This window comes from Bacillus sp. FSL E2-8900 (assembly GCF_037966225.1).
In the GTDB taxonomy this organism is placed as follows: Bacteria; Bacillota; Bacilli; order Bacillales; family Bacillaceae_G; genus Bacillus_A; species Bacillus_A cereus.
Map to the genome: position 1 here is coordinate 4,183,896 of NZ_CP150193.1, position 17,307 is coordinate 4,201,202.

Here is a 17,307-nt window from a genome sequence, read left to right on the forward strand (position 1 = left end):
CGTACATATACAAAAAAGAGTTGGTGTAACGCCAACTCTTTTTCACATATTCTTATCATACAGTTATATCTTCCTTCTCTATATTTTTAATGCCGTAATATGCAATCACAACTCCAATTGCTGCGAGTGCTAGTTGAAGGGGAAGTAAAGTTGCTGTAGGAAACTCTGGGTTGGTATTCATTGCAATTGAGACAACGATAAGAGATGAAACAATTGTAGTTGGCACTGAACGTTTACGCATTCCGAAATATAATGGGATTAAACTCATCCCCGCAGTTGCAATGGCTAAAGGAACTAGTTTTATTCCTTCTTGCACCAATTGATCTACTGTGAATGAATTAGGAAGAATTGAAAAACAACTATCTATCCCAAAGAAAATTCCTACTACTAAAATGTTAGATACAATAACTGTTATAAATGTTACTATCGCTGTAATAGCCAACTTACTAGCCATCATTTTCTTTCGGTTAATGGGATAAGAAAACATGAGTAGTATTGTTTTATTTTTATATTCGCCAATTATTAACCTTGCTATTAATACACTACCAAAAATAATAAATGTTGCTCTTACTATTGTACTAGCCATTAGCAAAATCATCTGCGGATCTCTTATTTCTGGATCTCCTTCTATTTGTGCAATGAAACTAACAAAGATTAATAATGCCAGTATAATGATATTTGCAATAACTGCTCCCCTCACATACCATCCAAACTTAAACTTCTTCAATTCTAGATTCATAAGACGTAGCATGATAGTCCTCCTTTCATTTAAACTTTAATCAATATAAATTACCCCTGTTTTACTTAAAATCTTCACTTCGTTTTTTGCATCACCAATAGTTCCTTCTTTTATCTTTTCTGTATTTTTATCTTTCTTAAGTCCTTTTAAATCCACTATTACGTCAGTCAAATTACTTTTAGCCATAAGCTTCAATGATGCCGGGACACCTTTATACCGTACGCCAATATCCCCTGATTTTGTTTCTACAAATAATGATTTTCCTTTTGTCATATCTTTCAGTAATACTTCCCCAGATGTTGAAGTGATGTTCATATTTTCGTTTTTTACATTTTTCACGTAATTATCACCAGTAGTGGAAGTTATATTTACTTCTTGTAATGAACTATCTTTTAACATTAAATCTCCGCTTTCGGATGTAAATTCACCCTTCTCTGCCGATAGTCCTGTAATCATTCCATCTCCAGATTTGCCTTTTGTCACGATGCTTTTTACTACTATATCGTTTATTTTCACATCACCCGATTTATTATTTAATACAATTTTATCTATCTCTTTCTTCGGAATAGCTACACATATACTATTTTTCTTTCTAAACGTAAAACCATAAAAAAATCTGTTCACCTTTTGTTTTTGCTTAATCACAATTTTATTTTCGTCATTTTCTATTTTGACAGGATCTATCTCTTTATCTGCTTGTTCACCTTGAGCAGAAATTACTATTTTATTAGCGTCTGTACTTTTAAACTCAAGATTCCAATTTTCATTGTCTACTTCTATTGCTTTTATATTATTTATATCAAAAGACTTTTCTTTCTTAAAATCTTTCCCCTGAAATACCTTGAAACCAAAAACCGCACTAGCAATTGTAATGAATAATATTGCAATTACTATTATTTTTTTCACCATTTATACCCCAGTTCGTTGTTGTTTTAGGCTTACTTCACGCCACATCTATCTTGTCAATTTTACGAAACGATAGATAACTAATGAAAATTCCTAATAAACAGAGCACGATTGGGATAGCTATAAAATCAAACATACTTACTTGACCGTTTCCAGGACCAAAGTTACCACTAATCAGCATACCAATTATTACTGCCGAAGTAATCGTTGTCGGTGTCGATTTCTTTCTCATTCCAAAAAACAAAGGAATTAAACTTATACCAGATATCATAAATGCACTTATAATAGTAGCTGGAACGATAGCTATTATTTCACCTATCGTAGCAGGTGTTTCAATCAGTCCCATCATTGGACTCAAAAAATATACGAGCAAACTAATAATGAAAGTCGCGATAATGGTACTCACAAAACAAAAACAAAAAACAATTGTTAATTTCGCACTCATTAGCATTTTCCTTTGAAGCGGATACATAAATGATAGTTGTATCGTTTTATTCTTATACTCATCAATTACTAAACGTGATAAAATGACCGAACTAAAAATAATGAATGTTATCCTAATAAAAATATTTACTAAAGCCATATTCTGTGTGAAGTCAGAGAAGAGCATGTCTTCCTCGGCTTTCATTCCCAATGCCATAAGGCTTACTGCAGCGAAAATTGCTATAATACAAATTGCTACCCCTTTAAAGTAACTAGATAATTTATGTTTCTTCCATTCGAGCTTCATTAATTTAAACATATAAATTACGCCTCCATTCTTTATACCTGTCTCTACGCTGCTAACATTCTAATTCCAGCAGTAACGAAGCTTAACATTCCTATCACTAGTAGAATCAACAACTATTTCCGCTCTGGTTTTCTATAATATAAAATTCCACTTATTAGCATTACGATAAATCCACTTACCAGATTCAGCCACAGTCCATTAAGCATGAATACCTTCTCCATCCATTATATTTAAGAAATATTCTTCTAAGGAACTATGTTTTTTATTAATACTTTCAATTTCCACATCGTTCATAATAAGTGCTTTTGAAATGGCTTGCTGTGTCACCGCCACTTCATAAACCCGAATCATGTTTCCGCTCATTATTTTGTAATTTTTTATACCAATTTTATCCTCTAAAATATAAGCTGCACGTTTCACATCAGGAACAGTAATTTCAATATACTCTGTTTGTTTTCCGTTAATACTCTTCATTGAAACTTCTTTTATTAGTTTTCCATTTTGAATCACACCAATTGTATCCGCCATTAGTTCCATCTCACCTAAAATATGACTAGACACTAATAATGTAATGCCATATTCTTTGCAGAGCATTTTAAATAACTCTCGTAACTCTTTAATACCAATTGGATCTAAACCGTTAATTGGTTCATCTAAAATGAGCAATTCTGGCTTTGTCACGATTGCCCTTGCAATACCGAGTCGTTGTTTCATTCCTAATGAAAAATCTTTTACTTTTTTATTATCTATCCCTTGTAGTTTCACTAAATGTAAAGCATGGTCAATTGCATTTTTATCGTAGTAGCCCATATATTCACAATGCAGGTCTAAGTTTTCTTTCGCCGTTAATTTATCATAAAAGATTGGGTATTCAATAATTGTCCCCATTCTTTTTAATACTTCATAAGATGTATCTGTTAATTTCTCACCGAAGATTTCAATATCACCACTCGTCGGTTTTATTAAATTTGTAATCATTTTCATAATCGTTGTTTTACCAGCACCGTTTGGTCCTAAAAAACCGTAAATTTCTCCTTTTTTCACATGCATGTTAACACCGGAAATAACTTCTTTCCCTTTAAACACTTTCGTTAACTGGTTTGTTTTTAATATATATGTCATGTTACTTTCCCCTTTCGCAATACTCTATATTTCTATAATAGACAACGGAAATCTCTTTTTTCTTACCCGTTTCTTACAAATTCCTTACGCTGAAAAAAAGCTTGTAGAATCTACTGCTCTACAAGCTAAAATTGCATCTTTGTTAATACAATTGTAAAAATTGTTTTTTCATACGGTTTACTAGAGAGATGAATTTTTCCGTCCATCACTTCCACAAGCCGTTTCGTAATCGTTAATCCTAGACCGCTTCCTTGGTACAATCTATTTCTTGAATCTTCAAGTGTGTACATACGCTCAAATACTTTATCAATATGAGATTCATCAATCCCTTTTCCTTTATCCCATACGTCTATATACACACTCGTTTCATCATCTCTTAACGTCATACCAAGTGCCTTTCCATCGTCTCCATATGTAATCGCATTTGATATTAAATTATTCAATACCCTACCTAATACTTCTACATTTCCAAGTGCGTATATATTTCTTTCTGGTATATCAATATGAACCTGAAAACCTTTCGTCGTCACTAAATCATAAAAAGATAAAATCTTCTCGCGGCAAACTTCATTCATATTTACTTTTGTCATTTCAATTGCTTTGTCACCAGATTCTAATTTTGCCAAGTCAAAAAACTTATGAATTAACTCCATCACTTCTAGTGTTTTCGTATGCACTTTTTCAAGTAATATTTGCTGTTCTTCTTTACTTATCGTTTTATCCTTATTTAACATTTCTGTATATCCAAGAATAACTGTTAGTGGTGTTTTCAAGTCATGCGAAATATTTGAAAGCATTTTTCTCATCGAAATTTCTACTTTTGCATGATCTGCATTCGTTTTCTGTTTTGCATCTAATAATTGATTAATTGCCACTAATAATTTTTGCAATTCTAGATCATCTGTCATAACGAGTAACGTCTCGCCTGTTTTGTCATTTACAATACTTTCTAACTTTTCATATGTGTATCGTAAATTTTTACTACTATTTTTTCTCATTCTATATTGCATATAAATAACACATAACAATATAAAAATAATACCTATTAACAAATTGACCATATTACATCACTTCCAACTTATAGCCGATGCCCCATAACGTTTTAATATATTCTGGATTAGATGGATCACTTTCGATTTTCTCACGCAATCTTCTCATATGAACATTAATAACGTTATCGTCACCGTAATACTCTTCATTCCAAACTAACGTATATATTTGCGCTTTTGTAAATACACGATTTTGGTTCTTTACGAATAGCTTTAAAATCTCAAATTCTTTTAAAGTGAGTTTGAGAGGCTTCCCGTTTTTTTCAACTGTAAAATTAATTGGATCAATTGTTAAATCACCAATTTGAATCATTTTTTCTATTGTTTCTGTAGCCGAGTATTTCGTAGACCTCCGAATACCTGCTTTTACACGTGCAGCCAATTCAATCATAGAAAACGGCTTACAAATGTAATCATCTGCTCCAAGTCCTAATCCAACAGCTTTATCAACATCTGTATCTTTTGCCGACATCATTAAAATCGGAACTGCACTTTTTTCACGAATAATACGTACAACCTCTAATCCATCTAGCTTCGGCATCATAATGTCGAGGATAATCAAATCAAATGAACCTTTTAAATATGTGTTCACGCCTTCCTCTCCATCAGACGCGATTGTAACTTGAAAGCCCTCTTTTATTAAATACTTTTCCACCATCTCTTGAATTGAAATATCATCTTCCACTAATAAAATATGATGTGACATATGTCTATCCCCTTTTTACAAACATTAACATGCTAATTGTATCGTAACGAATGAACACTGTGAAGAATAATATGAATTTTCAAACCAACTTCCCTTCCTTCCATAACAATGATATGATGAAATTTACTACGATAGTTCATAATTAACTTTATATAAAGGAGACTTATCATGTCAGAAAACAAAAAAGTAAGCTTAGCTGATTTAATGCGTGAACAACTTGCTAAGAAAAAGCAAGGAAATGGAAATGGTCAAAATGCAAAAAATCAAAGCCAAGAAACAAAAAAACTACAAAATCAACAAACGAAAAAGACAAACAACCAACGTAGACGTACAGGTGTGTAAATGAACGGACAAAAACGTTCTAATATCGCACCCGGTCTTGAAGTTGATATTGTATTAAAACAAGATCAACGCACCGGCAAATTAACACGTGGAATTGTAAAAGATATTTTAACAAACTCCCCTTCCCATCCGCATGGCATTAAAGTACGATTGCAAGACGGGCAAGTCGGTAGAGTACAAAATATCGTTCAATAAGAAAAGGAGCTCAAGTAAACTCGAGCTCCTTTTCTTTATTACCCTTTAATTTTCTCGATGAAAACTACTTTTAAATAGTCTCCTTCTTTAAATTGATCAATGGTACGGAAATCTTCTGGTAAAGAATGTTCTTCTAATATTTTATATTTGCCATTCATTTCTTTAAATGCCGTATCGATAAAGCCTTTAAACTTTTTCATATCGAACGCACTACAATTTGTAGAAGCAACGATAATCCCGTTATTTTCTGTAATAGCAATTGTTTCTTTTAATAAATTTTTATAATCTTTCGCTGCACTAAATGTATATTTCTTTGAGCGTGCAAAGCTTGGAGGATCAAGTACGACCATATCAAATTTCATCTTTTTCTTCGCTGCATATTTGAAGTACAGAAAGACATCTTCTACAATAATATCTTGTGCTTCATAATCAACTTCATTTACACTAAACTGCTCAATCGTTTTACTTAAACTACGATTTGCAAGATCCACACTCGTCGTTTTGCTCGCTCCGCCAAGCGCTGCAAATACAGAGAAAGCACCTGTATAAGAGAACATATTTAACACTGTTCTTCCTTTTGCATATTTATCACGAATTTGTTTTCGAACGTTACGTTGATCTAAAAATACACCAACCATTGCCCCATCATTTAAATAAACCGCAAAGTTTACACCGTTCTCTTTTACGATAAGTGGGAACTCGCCGCGCTCTCCTGCTACGAAATCATCCCCCTCAATATATTTCCCTTTCGTATCAAAACGCTTTTTCTCATAAATGCCTTTAAAGTTTGCTACTTTTTGAAGAGCTGCTATAATCTCATCTCTGAAAGTGTAAATCCCTTCACTATACCAACTTACTACGTAGTAGCCATCATAATAATCGATAATTAGTCCTCCAAGACCATCACCTTCACCATTCACCACACGGAATGCTGTCGTATCACTTGATTTGTAAAATTGCTTTCGTTTATGTAAGGCAGATTTGATTTTACTTTCAAAGAAAGATTGATTAATTTGTTCACTCTCTTTTCTCGTTAAAATCCAGCCGTATCCTTTATTTTGTTTTCCATAATAGCCTTTTCCGATAAATTGATTCTTCTCATCTACTACTTTAATGATTGTTCCTTCTTCACGAACATCATTTAAATTTTGAATCGCATCTTTTAAAATAAGCGGATATCCACTTTTAATTTCTTTTATAAATTTCGGTTTTATTTTTACAGTTACTTCTGATCGCATATAATAACTTCCTTTCCATTTGCATGCTTTCTCTACAGGAAGCATTTAAAAAACGAGACTGAAAAAACAGCCTCGTTTCACTATACCATATTATTGCTTTGCTAGTACAACTCGCTCATTCTCTCGCTTAACTGCCACATATTTACTACATTTTGAACTGGAAATCTTACTGTCCAATATAATATAAAAAACTTTTATATTTCACATTTAGCATTGACAATGATAATGATTTTCATTATCATTTAATGTATATGAGTTCTCGAAAATAAAGGCTATATTTATAGGAGGAATAAACATGATTATCGTTACAAATACAGCTAAAATTACAAAGGGAAATGGACATAAATTAATTGAGCGTTTTAATAAAGTAGGTAAAGTTGAAACGATGCCAGGCTTTTTAGGTCTAGAAGTTCTTTTAACGCAAAATACAGTTGATTATGATGAAGTAACAATTAGCACTCGCTGGAATGCAAAAGAAGATTTCCAAGGTTGGACAAAGAGCGCTGCATTTAAAGATGCTCACTCACATCAAGGCGGAATGCCAGAATATATTCTTGATAATAACATTACTTACTATGATGTAAAAGTTGTACGTATGCCAATGGCTGCAGCACAGTAAAAACAGTCCTTTTTTAAAGTATAGAATATGAGAAGCGTTATCTATCACTTCTCATATTCTATACTTTTTTCTTTAATTTCTTTTTACTAATTTTGCATGTACAACTAGCCTTCCAGCCTCTGGATCAAGCGCATAGTCACAAGTAGAAAGTGTTACGATTTCATCATTAGCCGTCAATTCCGTATCCGTTTTGTACAGTGATTTTTCTTGAATTTCCTTTAAGAACGATGTATATGCTGCATCATTTTCAAAATCCGTTTCAATGTAATAAAAGTCCGTTGTTGTCGTGTATACTGAAAAAACTTCCACGTCGTATCCTTCAAATAATGTATCGTAATATAATTTACGATGAGACATAAAAAAGTCTTCATCCAACATCTTTTTTAAACTACCAAACATAGAACCGTCTTTCATACGATGGCCATATAAAATCGTATTTCGATTTTGAGATTTCACATCATTACGATGGTCCATAAAAATGCTTCCCGCTCTCATATCTTCACCTTTATAATTACGAAATAAATAGTAATCATTATCTTTTGCTTGAACGATTGGATAATTAATTTGTGTATCATCCATCGTAATCCATCCGACTATCTCTGGATTAATTTTCTGGAGATCCTGAAACTGTTTACGTACCTCTCCATCTTCTGATTTTTCTTCCATTGGACTTCTTTTATAAATATGTTGTGCCTCAGCCATTACTTTACGATTTTCATAATAATCCATGAAAATCCCGCCCAACTCATACATTGAATAGAAAAAGATTCCTAAAAACACAATTGTAAGTATGCGTTGAAAAAAAGAATTCTTTTTCCGTCCTTTCTTACTATTCAAATTATCACCTCAAAACGGATTATGCTCAGCCTTTAGATTCCCATAGGTACCATGTACAATCCGGTATCTTCATCCTGCTTTACAATGACATCTACACCATATATTGCTTTAACCATTTCTTCTGTTATTACATCATTAGGATTACCTTTCGTAATGATTTCTCCATCTTTCATAACGATAATATGGTCGCTATAACGAATGGCTTGATTAATATCATGTAATACCATTACAATCGTTAGTCCATGCACTTCATTTAACTCTTTCACTAACTCTAATATTTCTAGCTGATAGTAAATATCTAAATATGTGGTCGGCTCATCTAAGAAGAGCATTGGTGTATTTTGAGCTAATGTCATTGCGATCCAAACTCGCTGCCTCTCTCCACCAGATAAAGCATAAATTGGCTTATCACGCTTACTTTGTAAATTCGTACATACTAGCGCACGCTCAATCGCTTCTCTATCTTCATCTGTTTGCGAAGAGAATATATTTTTATATGGCATACGCCCGAAGCTTATTAGCTTTTCCACTGTAATATCTGCTGGAGCCTCATTTTGTTGATGGACAACCGCTAGTTTTCTAGCAAACTCTTTCGGTTTATATTCACTAATCGCTTTCCCATCAAGTATTACTTCTCCACTGCTAGGAGCGTGGTTTCTAGACATGACACTAAGTAATGTTGATTTCCCACATCCATTCGGTCCAATGATTGTTGTAATTTTCCCAATTTCTATTTCACTACTAACAGACTTTAAACGATTTGTTACGTTATCGTATGAAAAGGTTACATTTTTAATTTCCATGAACTTTATCACTCTTTCTAAGCAAAAATATTAAGAATGGACCACCAATAACCGCCATAATTGTTGCTGCTGGAATTTCGTTAGGTGGCACAATTAACCTTCCAATCGTATCTGCCGTCAAAATTAATAACGCCCCTGCAAGAGCAGAAAATGGAATTAATACTTTATGGTCTGAACCGACTAATTGTCTTGAAATATGCGGAACTAGTAATCCTACAAAAGCAATAACACCTGCAATCGCTGTTGATACTGCCGCTAAGAGTACTGCAATGGCAGAAATAATAAGACGAACTCTCGTCACGTGCAAGCCTAAGTTTTTCGCAGTCTTATCTTGTAGCGATAATAAGTTACACCAAGCTCCTACGAACAGAGCAAGAATAAGACCAATCGTTCCATAAGTCACCATTATTTCTACATCGCCCCACGTCTTCATTGTTATGTTAGAAGTCGTCGTTTGCTTAATACTCTTAATAAAATATCCACAAATCGTAACGAATGATTCATTTAATCCAGTAAACATTGCATTAATGGCAATACCAATTAAAATAATGCGAAGCGGGCTTAATCCTGATTTCCATGAAAACGAATAAACGAGATAACATGCAAGCGCACCACCTAAAAAGGCGAATACAGGTGTCCAGAAAAAGAATTGCGGGAACAACGTAATAATAACGAGTGTCATAAAACTTGCTCCTGAAGATATACCGATTACTCCAGCATCGGCGAGTGGATTTTTCATAACAGCTTGAAAAAGCACACCTGAAACAGCGAGAGCCGCTCCAGTGAACAACGCAATAATAATACGCGGGAAACGTAAATCTTTAATGACTTCAACATCTTCATTTCCACCTGTAAATATCCCTTGTACAAGTTCAACAATACCTACTTCTAAACTCCCTTTCATCGCTGACAATGATGCCATAACAATAAGCAATGCAGTAACAATGAGGAAACTCCAAGTTTTTTTATTCATTCTACTCTTCCTTTATATTAAAATGCATCACGGATACATCATTTTTTTCAATTCATCTAACGCTTCAATTGCTGCTAAATTGCCTGTCGTTCCAAATAAACGCTCTTCTAAATCGTAAACACGGTTATTTTTAACCGCAGCAAAGTGTTTCCAAATATCATTTGTTTTAAATTCTTTATCAAACATTTTTACAACTTCATCAGGCATACCATGAGCTGCTCGTAAAATAATATCTGGATCAGCTTTCTTTAAATACTCTGTATTAGAAGCTAAATATTCTACTTGTTCACCTTGCACAATATTTTTACCACCTAGTTGTTTCACTAAATCTCCAATATAAGAATGCTCTGTTGCTACTAAATAACTTCCCGGCACACCTAATAAAATAAGCACTGTCGGTTCTTTCTTTCCTTTTACTTCTTTTTGAATGCTAGCAACCTTTTTATCTAATTTAGTTACTACTGCTTCGGCCTGTTTTTCACGCCCATATTTCTTACCTAAATCGCTAATAGAACTTTGCATATTTTTCAAACTCGTTAAATCTAAAAAGTTTGCTTTCATACCCACACCATCAAAAACCGGCTTTAATTCATATTCAAGTGTTGTCACAGATAACACTTCTGAAGGCTTTAATGACTTTACCTTTTCCATATCTGGACTCATTGGATTCCCAACTTCAGGTAAACCTTTATATCGCTTCGGTAAAGTTTTAGAGCTTGTTGGAACGCCAACTAAATCTACTTCTAACGCATCCATAATTTCAGTAACAGCCACTGTTGTTGCAACAACGCGCTCTTTACTTTCACTCTTTACCTGCTTTGCTGATTCTTTTTTTGGTGATGAGCACCCGGCTATACTCATTAACAAAATAATAGCCATTAGTACACTTGCAATTTTCTTCACTCTCAATCACCACTCCTTTCCATACAATATGAAACAAGTCTTGATACACGCGAATATGCATCAAGACTCCAAAAATTACAATCTACCTGCTCTATATTTACGAACTAGTAAAGCAAGTGAACCTAGCAGTAACACCATGTATAAACCAAGTTGTGCTGTATCTGCAGTTTTTGAATTTTTCTCTTTTTTCGAATCATTTTTTGTATCTTCTTTTTTCTTCTGACCATCTGCATTTCGGTTAAAATCAGGAGTACCTACTGTTTTTACATTATCTACTTTCGGTGTAGTCACTGGATTTTTCGGTTCCTCTTTAAGAGTTCCTAACGCGCCGATATTATTTGTATCAAATTGAATTTGTACATCGTAGAAATGATGGTAGTTCATCTCATCGATGTCTACCTTTACTTTTGCGTTTAATTTTTTAAATAGATCTTCTACTTCAAACTGTACTACTCGCGTATTTGCATTTTTATCTTCGCTTACTACTTTCGCATCAGCGAATAGTTCCTTGTTTTCCGTTTGGAATTTCGTAATCCACGCACTATTTTTCAGCACCATCTCAATATATTTTTTACCATCTTTTACGATTAATTTCGCTGGATTTACAACATAGTCATGCATCTTTGAAATCTCATCTGTTTTATCTTTTAATACTTTAAATGTAATATCATATTGGCCATCTACTAAATTTTTCGGATCAACTATTACTCTCGGTTTATTATTTTCACCTTGGTTATTGTTTCCACCTTGGTTGTCGTTTCCACCTTGGTTGTTGTTTCCGCCTTGGTTGTTGTTTCCGCCTTGGTTGTTGTTTCCGCCTTGGTTGTTGTTTCCGCCTTGGGTCCCTAAAGCTTTAATACTGTCTTGATCAAATACAAATTGAACATCATAGACATGGTGATAATTCATTGAATCAATATCTACTTTTACTTTTGCATTTAATTTTTTAGACAAATCGTTTACTTCTACTTCTACTACTCTTGTATTTTGTTCTTTATTTTCACTTAACACTTTTGCATTAACGAAAGAACCATTTTTCTCAAATTCAAATTTCGTAATCCATGTACTATTTGTTAATGTAAACGATACGTATTTCTTACCATCTTTTACTTTTAATACACCTGGGCTTTTTGTGTATATGTTCATCATTGAGATTTCATCTGTTTGATCTTTTAACACTTTAAAGCCAATGCTGTATTCACCATCTTTAAGAGCTTTTGGATCAATTGTTGTGTTATTATCTTGGTTGTTGTTTTCACCTTGGTTGTTGTTTCCACCTTGGTTGGTGTTTTCACCTTGGTTGTTGTTTTCACCTTGGTTGGTGTTTCCACCTTGGTTGGTGTTTCCACCTTGGTTGGTGTTTCCACCTTGGTTGGTGTTTCCACCTTGGTTGGTGTTTTCACCTTGGTTATCTAACGGCTTAATGCTACCTTTATCAAATGCAAATTGAATATCGTAAAAATGGTGATAATTCATTGAATCGATATCTACTTTTACTTTTGCATTTAACTTTTTCGATAAATCTGGTACTTCTACTTCCACTACGCGTGTATCAGTTTTTTTATCTTCACTTATTACATTTGCATCAACAAACGAACTATTTTTCTCAAATTCAAATTTTGTAATCCAAGAACTGTTCGTTAACGTAAATGATACATACTTCTTACCATCTTTTACTTTTAGCACACCTGGACTTTTTGTATATGTGTTCATCATTGAAATTTCGTCTGTTTGATCTTTTAATGCCTTAAAATTGATGCTGTATTCACCATCTTTAATTGTTTCAGCATCTGGTTTTTTATTTTCATCTGGTTTTTCTACTTCTGGTTTTTCTGCTTCCGGTTTTTCTACTTCTGGTTTTTCTGCTTCTGGTTGTTTCTCTTCATTTTTAATTTGTTCAAGTTTATCTTGTTCAAATAAAAGTTGTACATCATGCATTTGCTTATAATTTCTTGATGCCATTTCGATAAATACTTTTGTATTTAGTTTTTTAGATAAATCGTTTACTTCAAACTCTACTACTCTTGTATCTTTTTCCTTATCCTCACTCACTACTTTTGCATCAACAAATGCGCCATCTTTTTCCGTTTGGAAATTTTTAATTAATGAGCTACTTTTTAGTGTTACAATTGCTTTTTTCTTACCGTTTTCTACTTTTAATACTCCTGGATTTACCATGTAACTATTCATCTTAGATTCTTCATCTGTTTGATCTTTTAACACTTTAAATGGAATGCTGTACGCACCATCTGTAATTGTGTTAGAATTTGGTTGTTGATCTGGGTCAGGCTTTTGGTCGGGCTTCTGACCTGGATCGGTAGTTTCATTTGGATCTGGCTTATTAGCTGGGTCCTCTTTTTCATTTGGTTTTTCTACATGAATTGGTGTAATGCTATTTTGATCAAATGCAATACGAACGTCGTACTCATGATGATAATTTAAAAAATCAATATCTACTTTTACTTTTGCATTTAATACCTTCTCTACATCTTCTACATCAAATTCTACTACTCTTGTATCTTTTTCTTTATCTTCACTAATTACATTTGTCGCAACTAGCTTACCTGCTTTTTCTGTTTCAAATTTCGTAATCCATGAACTATTTGTTAATGTAAAGGATACTTTCTTTTTCCCATCCTTCACTTTTAAAGTTCCCGGACTTACTGAATATTGATTCATCATCGATTCTTCATCTGATGTATCTTTTAAAACTTTGAAGCCAATTGAATATTCACCGTCAGCCAACTTGGTAGCTGCTTGAACTACAAGTGGTTGTAATGTTGATACGAATGTAAATATCATTAAAAACATAGCAACAATAATTTTTGTATACCTGTTCAATGGAACGCCTCTCCCTTTTGAAAATTATTTAATACTGTTCCCATCAAATACAAAGCGAATATCATACGAAGCATTATAATTAATAATTGGAATATTAATTTTCACCTTGCCATTTAGTTTTTTTGACAAGTCAGCAACTTCAAATTCTACAACTCTAGTATTATCTTTTTTGTTTTCACTTAACACGGTTGTTTCTACAAATTGACCATCTTTTTCTACTTGGAAACTTTTAATAGAAGCACTATCTTTCACTTTAAATGAAACATATTGTTTTCCATTTTTAACTGTTAATGTTGCTGGGCTTTCAAAATAACTATTCATTCTAGACGATTCATCTTTATCGCCTTTCCATACAGTAAAAGCAATATTATATTTTCCATCAGCTAGTTTTGTAGCAGCCTTTGCATCTTGTAAACCTAGTGTTGCGATAAATGTAAATAAAACAGCAAATACGGCAATAATCATTTTAAATTGTTTAAACATATATTCATCACCCTTCAAAAGATTTATTTACTCAAGTTCACTTTACGAATTAAGAAAGCACCTGAAATAAGAATTAACGCTGCAAACAATCCAATACGTGCTTCATCGCCTGTTTTTGGGTTATCTGTTTTTTCAGCTTTTCCATTTTCATTTTTTGTTTCTTTGTTCACTTCTTTAGCTGTTTCCTTACTCTCTACTTTTGCTCCCTCTTCTTTTACTTGTGTATCTGTTTTCGCTTGATCATTATTTTTTGTTGTAGCAGCTACGCCATTATCGCCACCTACAGCTTTTACATTTGCATCAAATGCAAAACGAATTGTGTAGTGGTGGTCATAGTTTGCATTTGGTACAACAACATGAATTTTTACAGCTGCCGGTTTGGATAAATCATCTACTTTAAACTCTACTGTTCTTTTATCTGCCGATTCATCTTTACTAACAACTTTCGCATCAACAAAATTTCCGTTCTCTGGTGCTTTAAATTCTGTAATCCAAGCACTATGATTCATCGGAACTTGTACTCTCATCTCACCGTTTTTCACTATTAATTTTGCTGGCTTTTCAAAATAGTCATTTGCCATTGAAGCTGAATCATTTTCCGCTTTTTGAATTACGTAATTAATATCGTAAGTACCATCAGCTAGTTTTGCTGAAGCATTGCCGTATGGCATTACAAGAAAAGCTAGCATACATACGAACGTTATAATAAAAGCGGGTAATACAGAAACCTTTTTCATTTTTCTTGTTTCCTCCTTGGTTATCTTTCATTTCACTTTTTCCGAAAATGATAATTATTCTCAATTCATAAGAAAAAAATAATCTCTTCTACCTATTATTTAATTAGCATTCTTTTATGTAACATAAGCATTATTGATTATCATTCTCATTGAATATTAAAAATAATATCTCACCCTATTCCTTATACGAAGGCATAGAAACTGAGAAAAAATTATAAAACGTATTTATTGATTATCATTCTCAATGTAAGTCAAAAAAAATAAACTTTCTCTTCTCCTCTTCTTTCACCTCTTCCCATAACAACACTATAGTTATAGAAACCCCGTTTCCCTCACTTCCCTTCCAATATTTCCACAACTAAGTCAATCTTAGCCTACTCATAAATTTTTTGTCAACTATATTACGTATAAAATTTTTAATATCTAAATTTCTCTATATGCGGCTTTTTTTACAAAAAAAGAGACTTTCTATTATAGAAAGCCTCTTTTCTCTATTTTTCTACAGCAATTTCCTGCTTTTGAAACTTAGAAACTATATAACCAAATCCTATACCGAATATGCCTGGAACTAACCAACCAATTCCTACACTATATAATGGAATCTTATCTAAAATAGGTGCTAGCGCTGCAATTTGAAGATTTGCATTGTGTAACCCATCAAAGAAACTTATTGCAAATGCTCCTACAATCCCACCCACATACATCGCTAATGGAAGACGAACGTAGTTTTCAACAAGTGATAATACGATAAGTACGATTCCAATTGGATAAATTGCGATTAAGATTGGTAATGCTAATGCATTTAACTGAGTTAACCCAAGGTTTGCTACCATAAATGCTAATACACAGAAAATGAAAACGACTTTTTGATAAGAAAGCTTTGGTAATAAAGAAGAGAAGTAATCACCACAAGCTGCAACAATACCTACAGAAGTTGTTAAACATGCTGCTGTAATTGCGATCCCTAGTAATAAAGTTCCGTAGCTACCAAATAAATGATTCACGACATTTGTTAAAATAATTCCTCCGTTTGCGCCCATTCCAAGTGACACACTAGAAGCTCCAAGATAAGCAAGTGCTAAATACACAAGTAGTAGACCAAGCGCTGCAATAAATCCTGCAAAGATTGTTACTTTTGCAATACTGTTTTTATTTGTAATTCCTTTTTCTTTTAACGCATGAATTACAACATTTCCGAATACCAGTGCTGCAAGTCCATCTAAAGTTAAATATCCATCAATAAATCCTTTAAAGAGAGGAGCACTATACGCTTCTGTCGGTGCACCAAATTCTCCAATTGGTGTAATAAGTGCTTTACCTACGATAATTGCAATAACAGCTAATAATATTGGAGTTAGCACCTTACCAATACGACCCACTAATTTCGAAGGATTTAAAGCTAAATAGAAAGTGACTGCAAAGAAAATAAATGTAAAGATAACAAGTGGATATGACTGATCAGCTATCTCACTTGGTAAAAACGGTGCAACACTCATCTCATAAGCTACTGTTCCTGTACGCGGCACACTTACGAATACGCCTAAACATAAATAAATTGCAGTGATAAAAACAAGTGCGAATATAGGATGTACACGTCCTGCTAGTTCATTAATATCTCCCTTTAAAGCTATAACAATTACTCCTAATAAAGGTAGTCCAACGCCTGTTACGATAAAACCAAACAGCGCGATCCATACGTCCGTTCCAGCACCTTGCCCTAACGCTGGTGGAAAAATCATATTACCTGCACCGAAAAATAGTGCAAATAACATTAAACTTATTGCAAACATCTCAGAAAACTTTAAAGATGATTTCATTTCTACTAACCTCCTACATAATAATTATAAATTAACAAAATATTCTGAATTAAAATCCGTCACATATCCTCTTTCAAGCATACTTCCCCGTAAAAGAACGCAAAAAACACCCGTCCCTAACAAAGGGACGAGTGTTGAAATCGTGGTTCCACCCTTATTCTAATAAAATGAATTTATAACGAAATAAGCTCATTTTATAGCTCGTGTAAATTGATAACGGTTTTATCCGCCAAGAATTACAATGCATCATGCAGTTCACTCTTGAAG

The 17,307-nt window shown here is 33.4% G+C and carries 18 protein-coding genes and 1 other annotated feature (1 of these 19 cut by a window edge); of the genes, 3 read left to right on the top strand and 15 right to left on the bottom strand.

Features of this window, described 5'->3' with window-relative positions; all coding sequences use genetic code 11:
* Positions 1-55: 55 nt before the first annotated feature.
* The 6 genes from NST90_RS21410 to NST90_RS21435 all read right to left on the bottom strand — a co-directional run bounded on the left by NST90_RS21410 (position 56) and on the right by NST90_RS21435 (position 5,252).
* On the bottom strand, positions 56-751 hold the full coding sequence (locus NST90_RS21410) for an ABC transporter permease (protein ID WP_000945223.1): 696 nt from the start codon (positions 749-751) through the stop codon (positions 56-58).
* 24 nt (positions 752-775) lie between these two features.
* On the bottom strand, positions 776-1,648 hold the full coding sequence (locus NST90_RS21415; RefSeq protein ID WP_242266031.1) for a DUF4097 family beta strand repeat-containing protein: 873 nt from the start codon (positions 1,646-1,648) through the stop codon (positions 776-778).
* 34 nt (positions 1,649-1,682) lie between these two features.
* The gene (locus NST90_RS21420) at positions 1,683-2,387 is read right to left on the bottom strand and encodes an ABC transporter permease (RefSeq protein ID WP_000475534.1); all 705 of its coding nucleotides are present in this window, start codon (positions 2,385-2,387) and stop codon (positions 1,683-1,685) included.
* Between the two features lie 186 nt (positions 2,388-2,573).
* A complete protein-coding gene (locus tag NST90_RS21425; RefSeq protein ID WP_242266033.1) occupies positions 2,574-3,497 on the bottom strand; it encodes an ABC transporter ATP-binding protein in 924 nt (307 codons plus the stop codon).
* 125 nt (positions 3,498-3,622) lie between these two features.
* A complete protein-coding gene (locus NST90_RS21430; protein WP_000247679.1) occupies positions 3,623-4,558 on the bottom strand; it encodes a HAMP domain-containing histidine kinase in 936 nt (311 codons plus the stop codon).
* Position 4,559: 1 nt separating this feature from the next.
* Positions 4,560-5,252, bottom strand: a complete 693-nt coding sequence (locus tag NST90_RS21435) for a response regulator transcription factor (RefSeq protein WP_000018029.1) — start codon at positions 5,250-5,252, stop codon at positions 4,560-4,562.
* A 168-nt stretch (positions 5,253-5,420) separates the two neighbouring features.
* Between NST90_RS21435 and NST90_RS21440 the strand changes: the two genes are divergently transcribed.
* Together NST90_RS21440 and NST90_RS21445 are read left to right on the top strand one after the other, a co-directional pair.
* On the top strand, positions 5,421-5,594 hold the full coding sequence (locus tag NST90_RS21440) for a hypothetical protein (protein WP_001293578.1): 174 nt from the start codon (positions 5,421-5,423) through the stop codon (positions 5,592-5,594).
* Positions 5,595-5,789, top strand: a complete 195-nt coding sequence (locus NST90_RS21445; RefSeq protein ID WP_001014310.1) for a YwbE family protein — start codon at positions 5,595-5,597, stop codon at positions 5,787-5,789.
* Positions 5,790-5,827: 38 nt separating this feature from the next.
* Here NST90_RS21445 and NST90_RS21450 read toward each other — a convergent pair whose 3' ends face one another.
* Complete coding sequence (locus NST90_RS21450; RefSeq protein WP_001255971.1) at positions 5,828-7,027, bottom strand: class I SAM-dependent rRNA methyltransferase; 1,200 nt, start codon at positions 7,025-7,027, stop codon at positions 5,828-5,830.
* Positions 7,028-7,322: 295 nt separating this feature from the next.
* Here NST90_RS21450 and isdG point away from each other — a divergent pair, with 295 nt between their 5' ends.
* Entirely contained in the window at positions 7,323-7,646 is a 324-nt protein-coding gene (isdG, locus tag NST90_RS21455) for a heme oxygenase (protein ID WP_000587820.1), read from the top strand.
* 72 nt (positions 7,647-7,718) lie between these two features.
* Here isdG and srtB read toward each other — a convergent pair whose 3' ends face one another.
* From srtB to brnQ, 8 genes are all read right to left on the bottom strand, one after another.
* Complete coding sequence (srtB, locus tag NST90_RS21460; RefSeq protein ID WP_001086122.1) at positions 7,719-8,483, bottom strand: class B sortase; 765 nt, start codon at positions 8,481-8,483, stop codon at positions 7,719-7,721.
* 32 nt (positions 8,484-8,515) lie between these two features.
* Positions 8,516-9,286, bottom strand: a complete 771-nt coding sequence (locus NST90_RS21465; protein WP_044306745.1) for an ABC transporter ATP-binding protein — start codon at positions 9,284-9,286, stop codon at positions 8,516-8,518.
* Positions 9,276-10,259: an iron ABC transporter permease gene (locus tag NST90_RS21470; protein ID WP_086411783.1), complete on the bottom strand. Its 984-nt coding sequence runs from the start codon at positions 10,257-10,259 to the stop codon at positions 9,276-9,278. Before NST90_RS21470 ends, NST90_RS21465 begins: the two co-directional genes overlap by 11 nt.
* A 27-nt stretch (positions 10,260-10,286) precedes the next feature.
* Positions 10,287-11,168, bottom strand: a complete 882-nt coding sequence (isdE, locus tag NST90_RS21475) for a heme ABC transporter substrate-binding protein IsdE (RefSeq protein WP_002098036.1) — start codon at positions 11,166-11,168, stop codon at positions 10,287-10,289.
* Positions 11,169-11,237: 69 nt separating this feature from the next.
* Positions 11,238-14,003: an NEAT domain-containing protein gene (locus NST90_RS21480; protein WP_339200616.1), complete on the bottom strand. Its 2,766-nt coding sequence runs from the start codon at positions 14,001-14,003 to the stop codon at positions 11,238-11,240.
* 24 nt (positions 14,004-14,027) lie between these two features.
* On the bottom strand, positions 14,028-14,486 hold the full coding sequence (locus NST90_RS21485) for an NEAT domain-containing protein (RefSeq protein WP_000476164.1): 459 nt from the start codon (positions 14,484-14,486) through the stop codon (positions 14,028-14,030).
* A 23-nt stretch (positions 14,487-14,509) separates the two neighbouring features.
* Positions 14,510-15,223 carry a heme uptake protein IsdC gene (isdC, locus tag NST90_RS21490; RefSeq protein ID WP_000757948.1) on the bottom strand — a complete coding sequence of 238 codons (714 nt, stop codon included), beginning with the start codon at positions 15,221-15,223 and terminating at the stop codon, positions 14,510-14,512.
* A 491-nt stretch (positions 15,224-15,714) separates the two neighbouring features.
* Complete coding sequence (brnQ, locus tag NST90_RS21495; RefSeq protein WP_242266036.1) at positions 15,715-17,040, bottom strand: branched-chain amino acid transport system II carrier protein; 1,326 nt, start codon at positions 17,038-17,040, stop codon at positions 15,715-15,717.
* A 120-nt stretch (positions 17,041-17,160) separates the two neighbouring features.
* Positions 17,161-17,307 (bottom strand) — a binding site (T-box leader); it runs 105 nt beyond the window's last position.

Coding starts and splice junctions, on each gene's coding strand:
- NST90_RS21415 (WP_242266031.1), bottom strand. CDS start 1,648: ATGGTGAAAAAAATAATAGTAATTGCAATATTATTCATTACAATTGCT.
- NST90_RS21420 (WP_000475534.1), bottom strand. CDS start 2,387: ATGTTTAAATTAATGAAGCTCGAATGGAAGAAACATAAATTATCTAGT.
- NST90_RS21485 (WP_000476164.1), bottom strand. CDS start 14,486: ATGTTTAAACAATTTAAAATGATTATTGCCGTATTTGCTGTTTTATTT.
- NST90_RS21425 (WP_242266033.1), bottom strand. CDS start 3,497: ATGACATATATATTAAAAACAAACCAGTTAACGAAAGTGTTTAAAGGG.
- isdC (WP_000757948.1), bottom strand. CDS start 15,223: ATGAAAAAGGTTTCTGTATTACCCGCTTTTATTATAACGTTCGTATGT.
- NST90_RS21430 (WP_000247679.1), bottom strand. CDS start 4,558: ATGGTCAATTTGTTAATAGGTATTATTTTTATATTGTTATGTGTTATT.
- NST90_RS21465 (WP_044306745.1), bottom strand. CDS start 9,286: ATGGAAATTAAAAATGTAACCTTTTCATACGATAACGTAACAAATCGT.
- isdG (WP_000587820.1), top strand. CDS start 7,323: ATGATTATCGTTACAAATACAGCTAAAATTACAAAGGGAAATGGACAT.
- NST90_RS21450 (WP_001255971.1), bottom strand. CDS start 7,027: ATGCGATCAGAAGTAACTGTAAAAATAAAACCGAAATTTATAAAAGAA.
- NST90_RS21410 (WP_000945223.1), bottom strand. CDS start 751: ATGCTACGTCTTATGAATCTAGAATTGAAGAAGTTTAAGTTTGGATGG.
- brnQ (WP_242266036.1), bottom strand. CDS start 17,040: ATGAAATCATCTTTAAAGTTTTCTGAGATGTTTGCAATAAGTTTAATG.
- NST90_RS21435 (WP_000018029.1), bottom strand. CDS start 5,252: ATGTCACATCATATTTTATTAGTGGAAGATGATATTTCAATTCAAGAG.
- NST90_RS21445 (WP_001014310.1), top strand. CDS start 5,595: ATGAACGGACAAAAACGTTCTAATATCGCACCCGGTCTTGAAGTTGAT.
- NST90_RS21470 (WP_086411783.1), bottom strand. CDS start 10,259: ATGAATAAAAAAACTTGGAGTTTCCTCATTGTTACTGCATTGCTTATT.
- NST90_RS21440 (WP_001293578.1), top strand. CDS start 5,421: ATGTCAGAAAACAAAAAAGTAAGCTTAGCTGATTTAATGCGTGAACAA.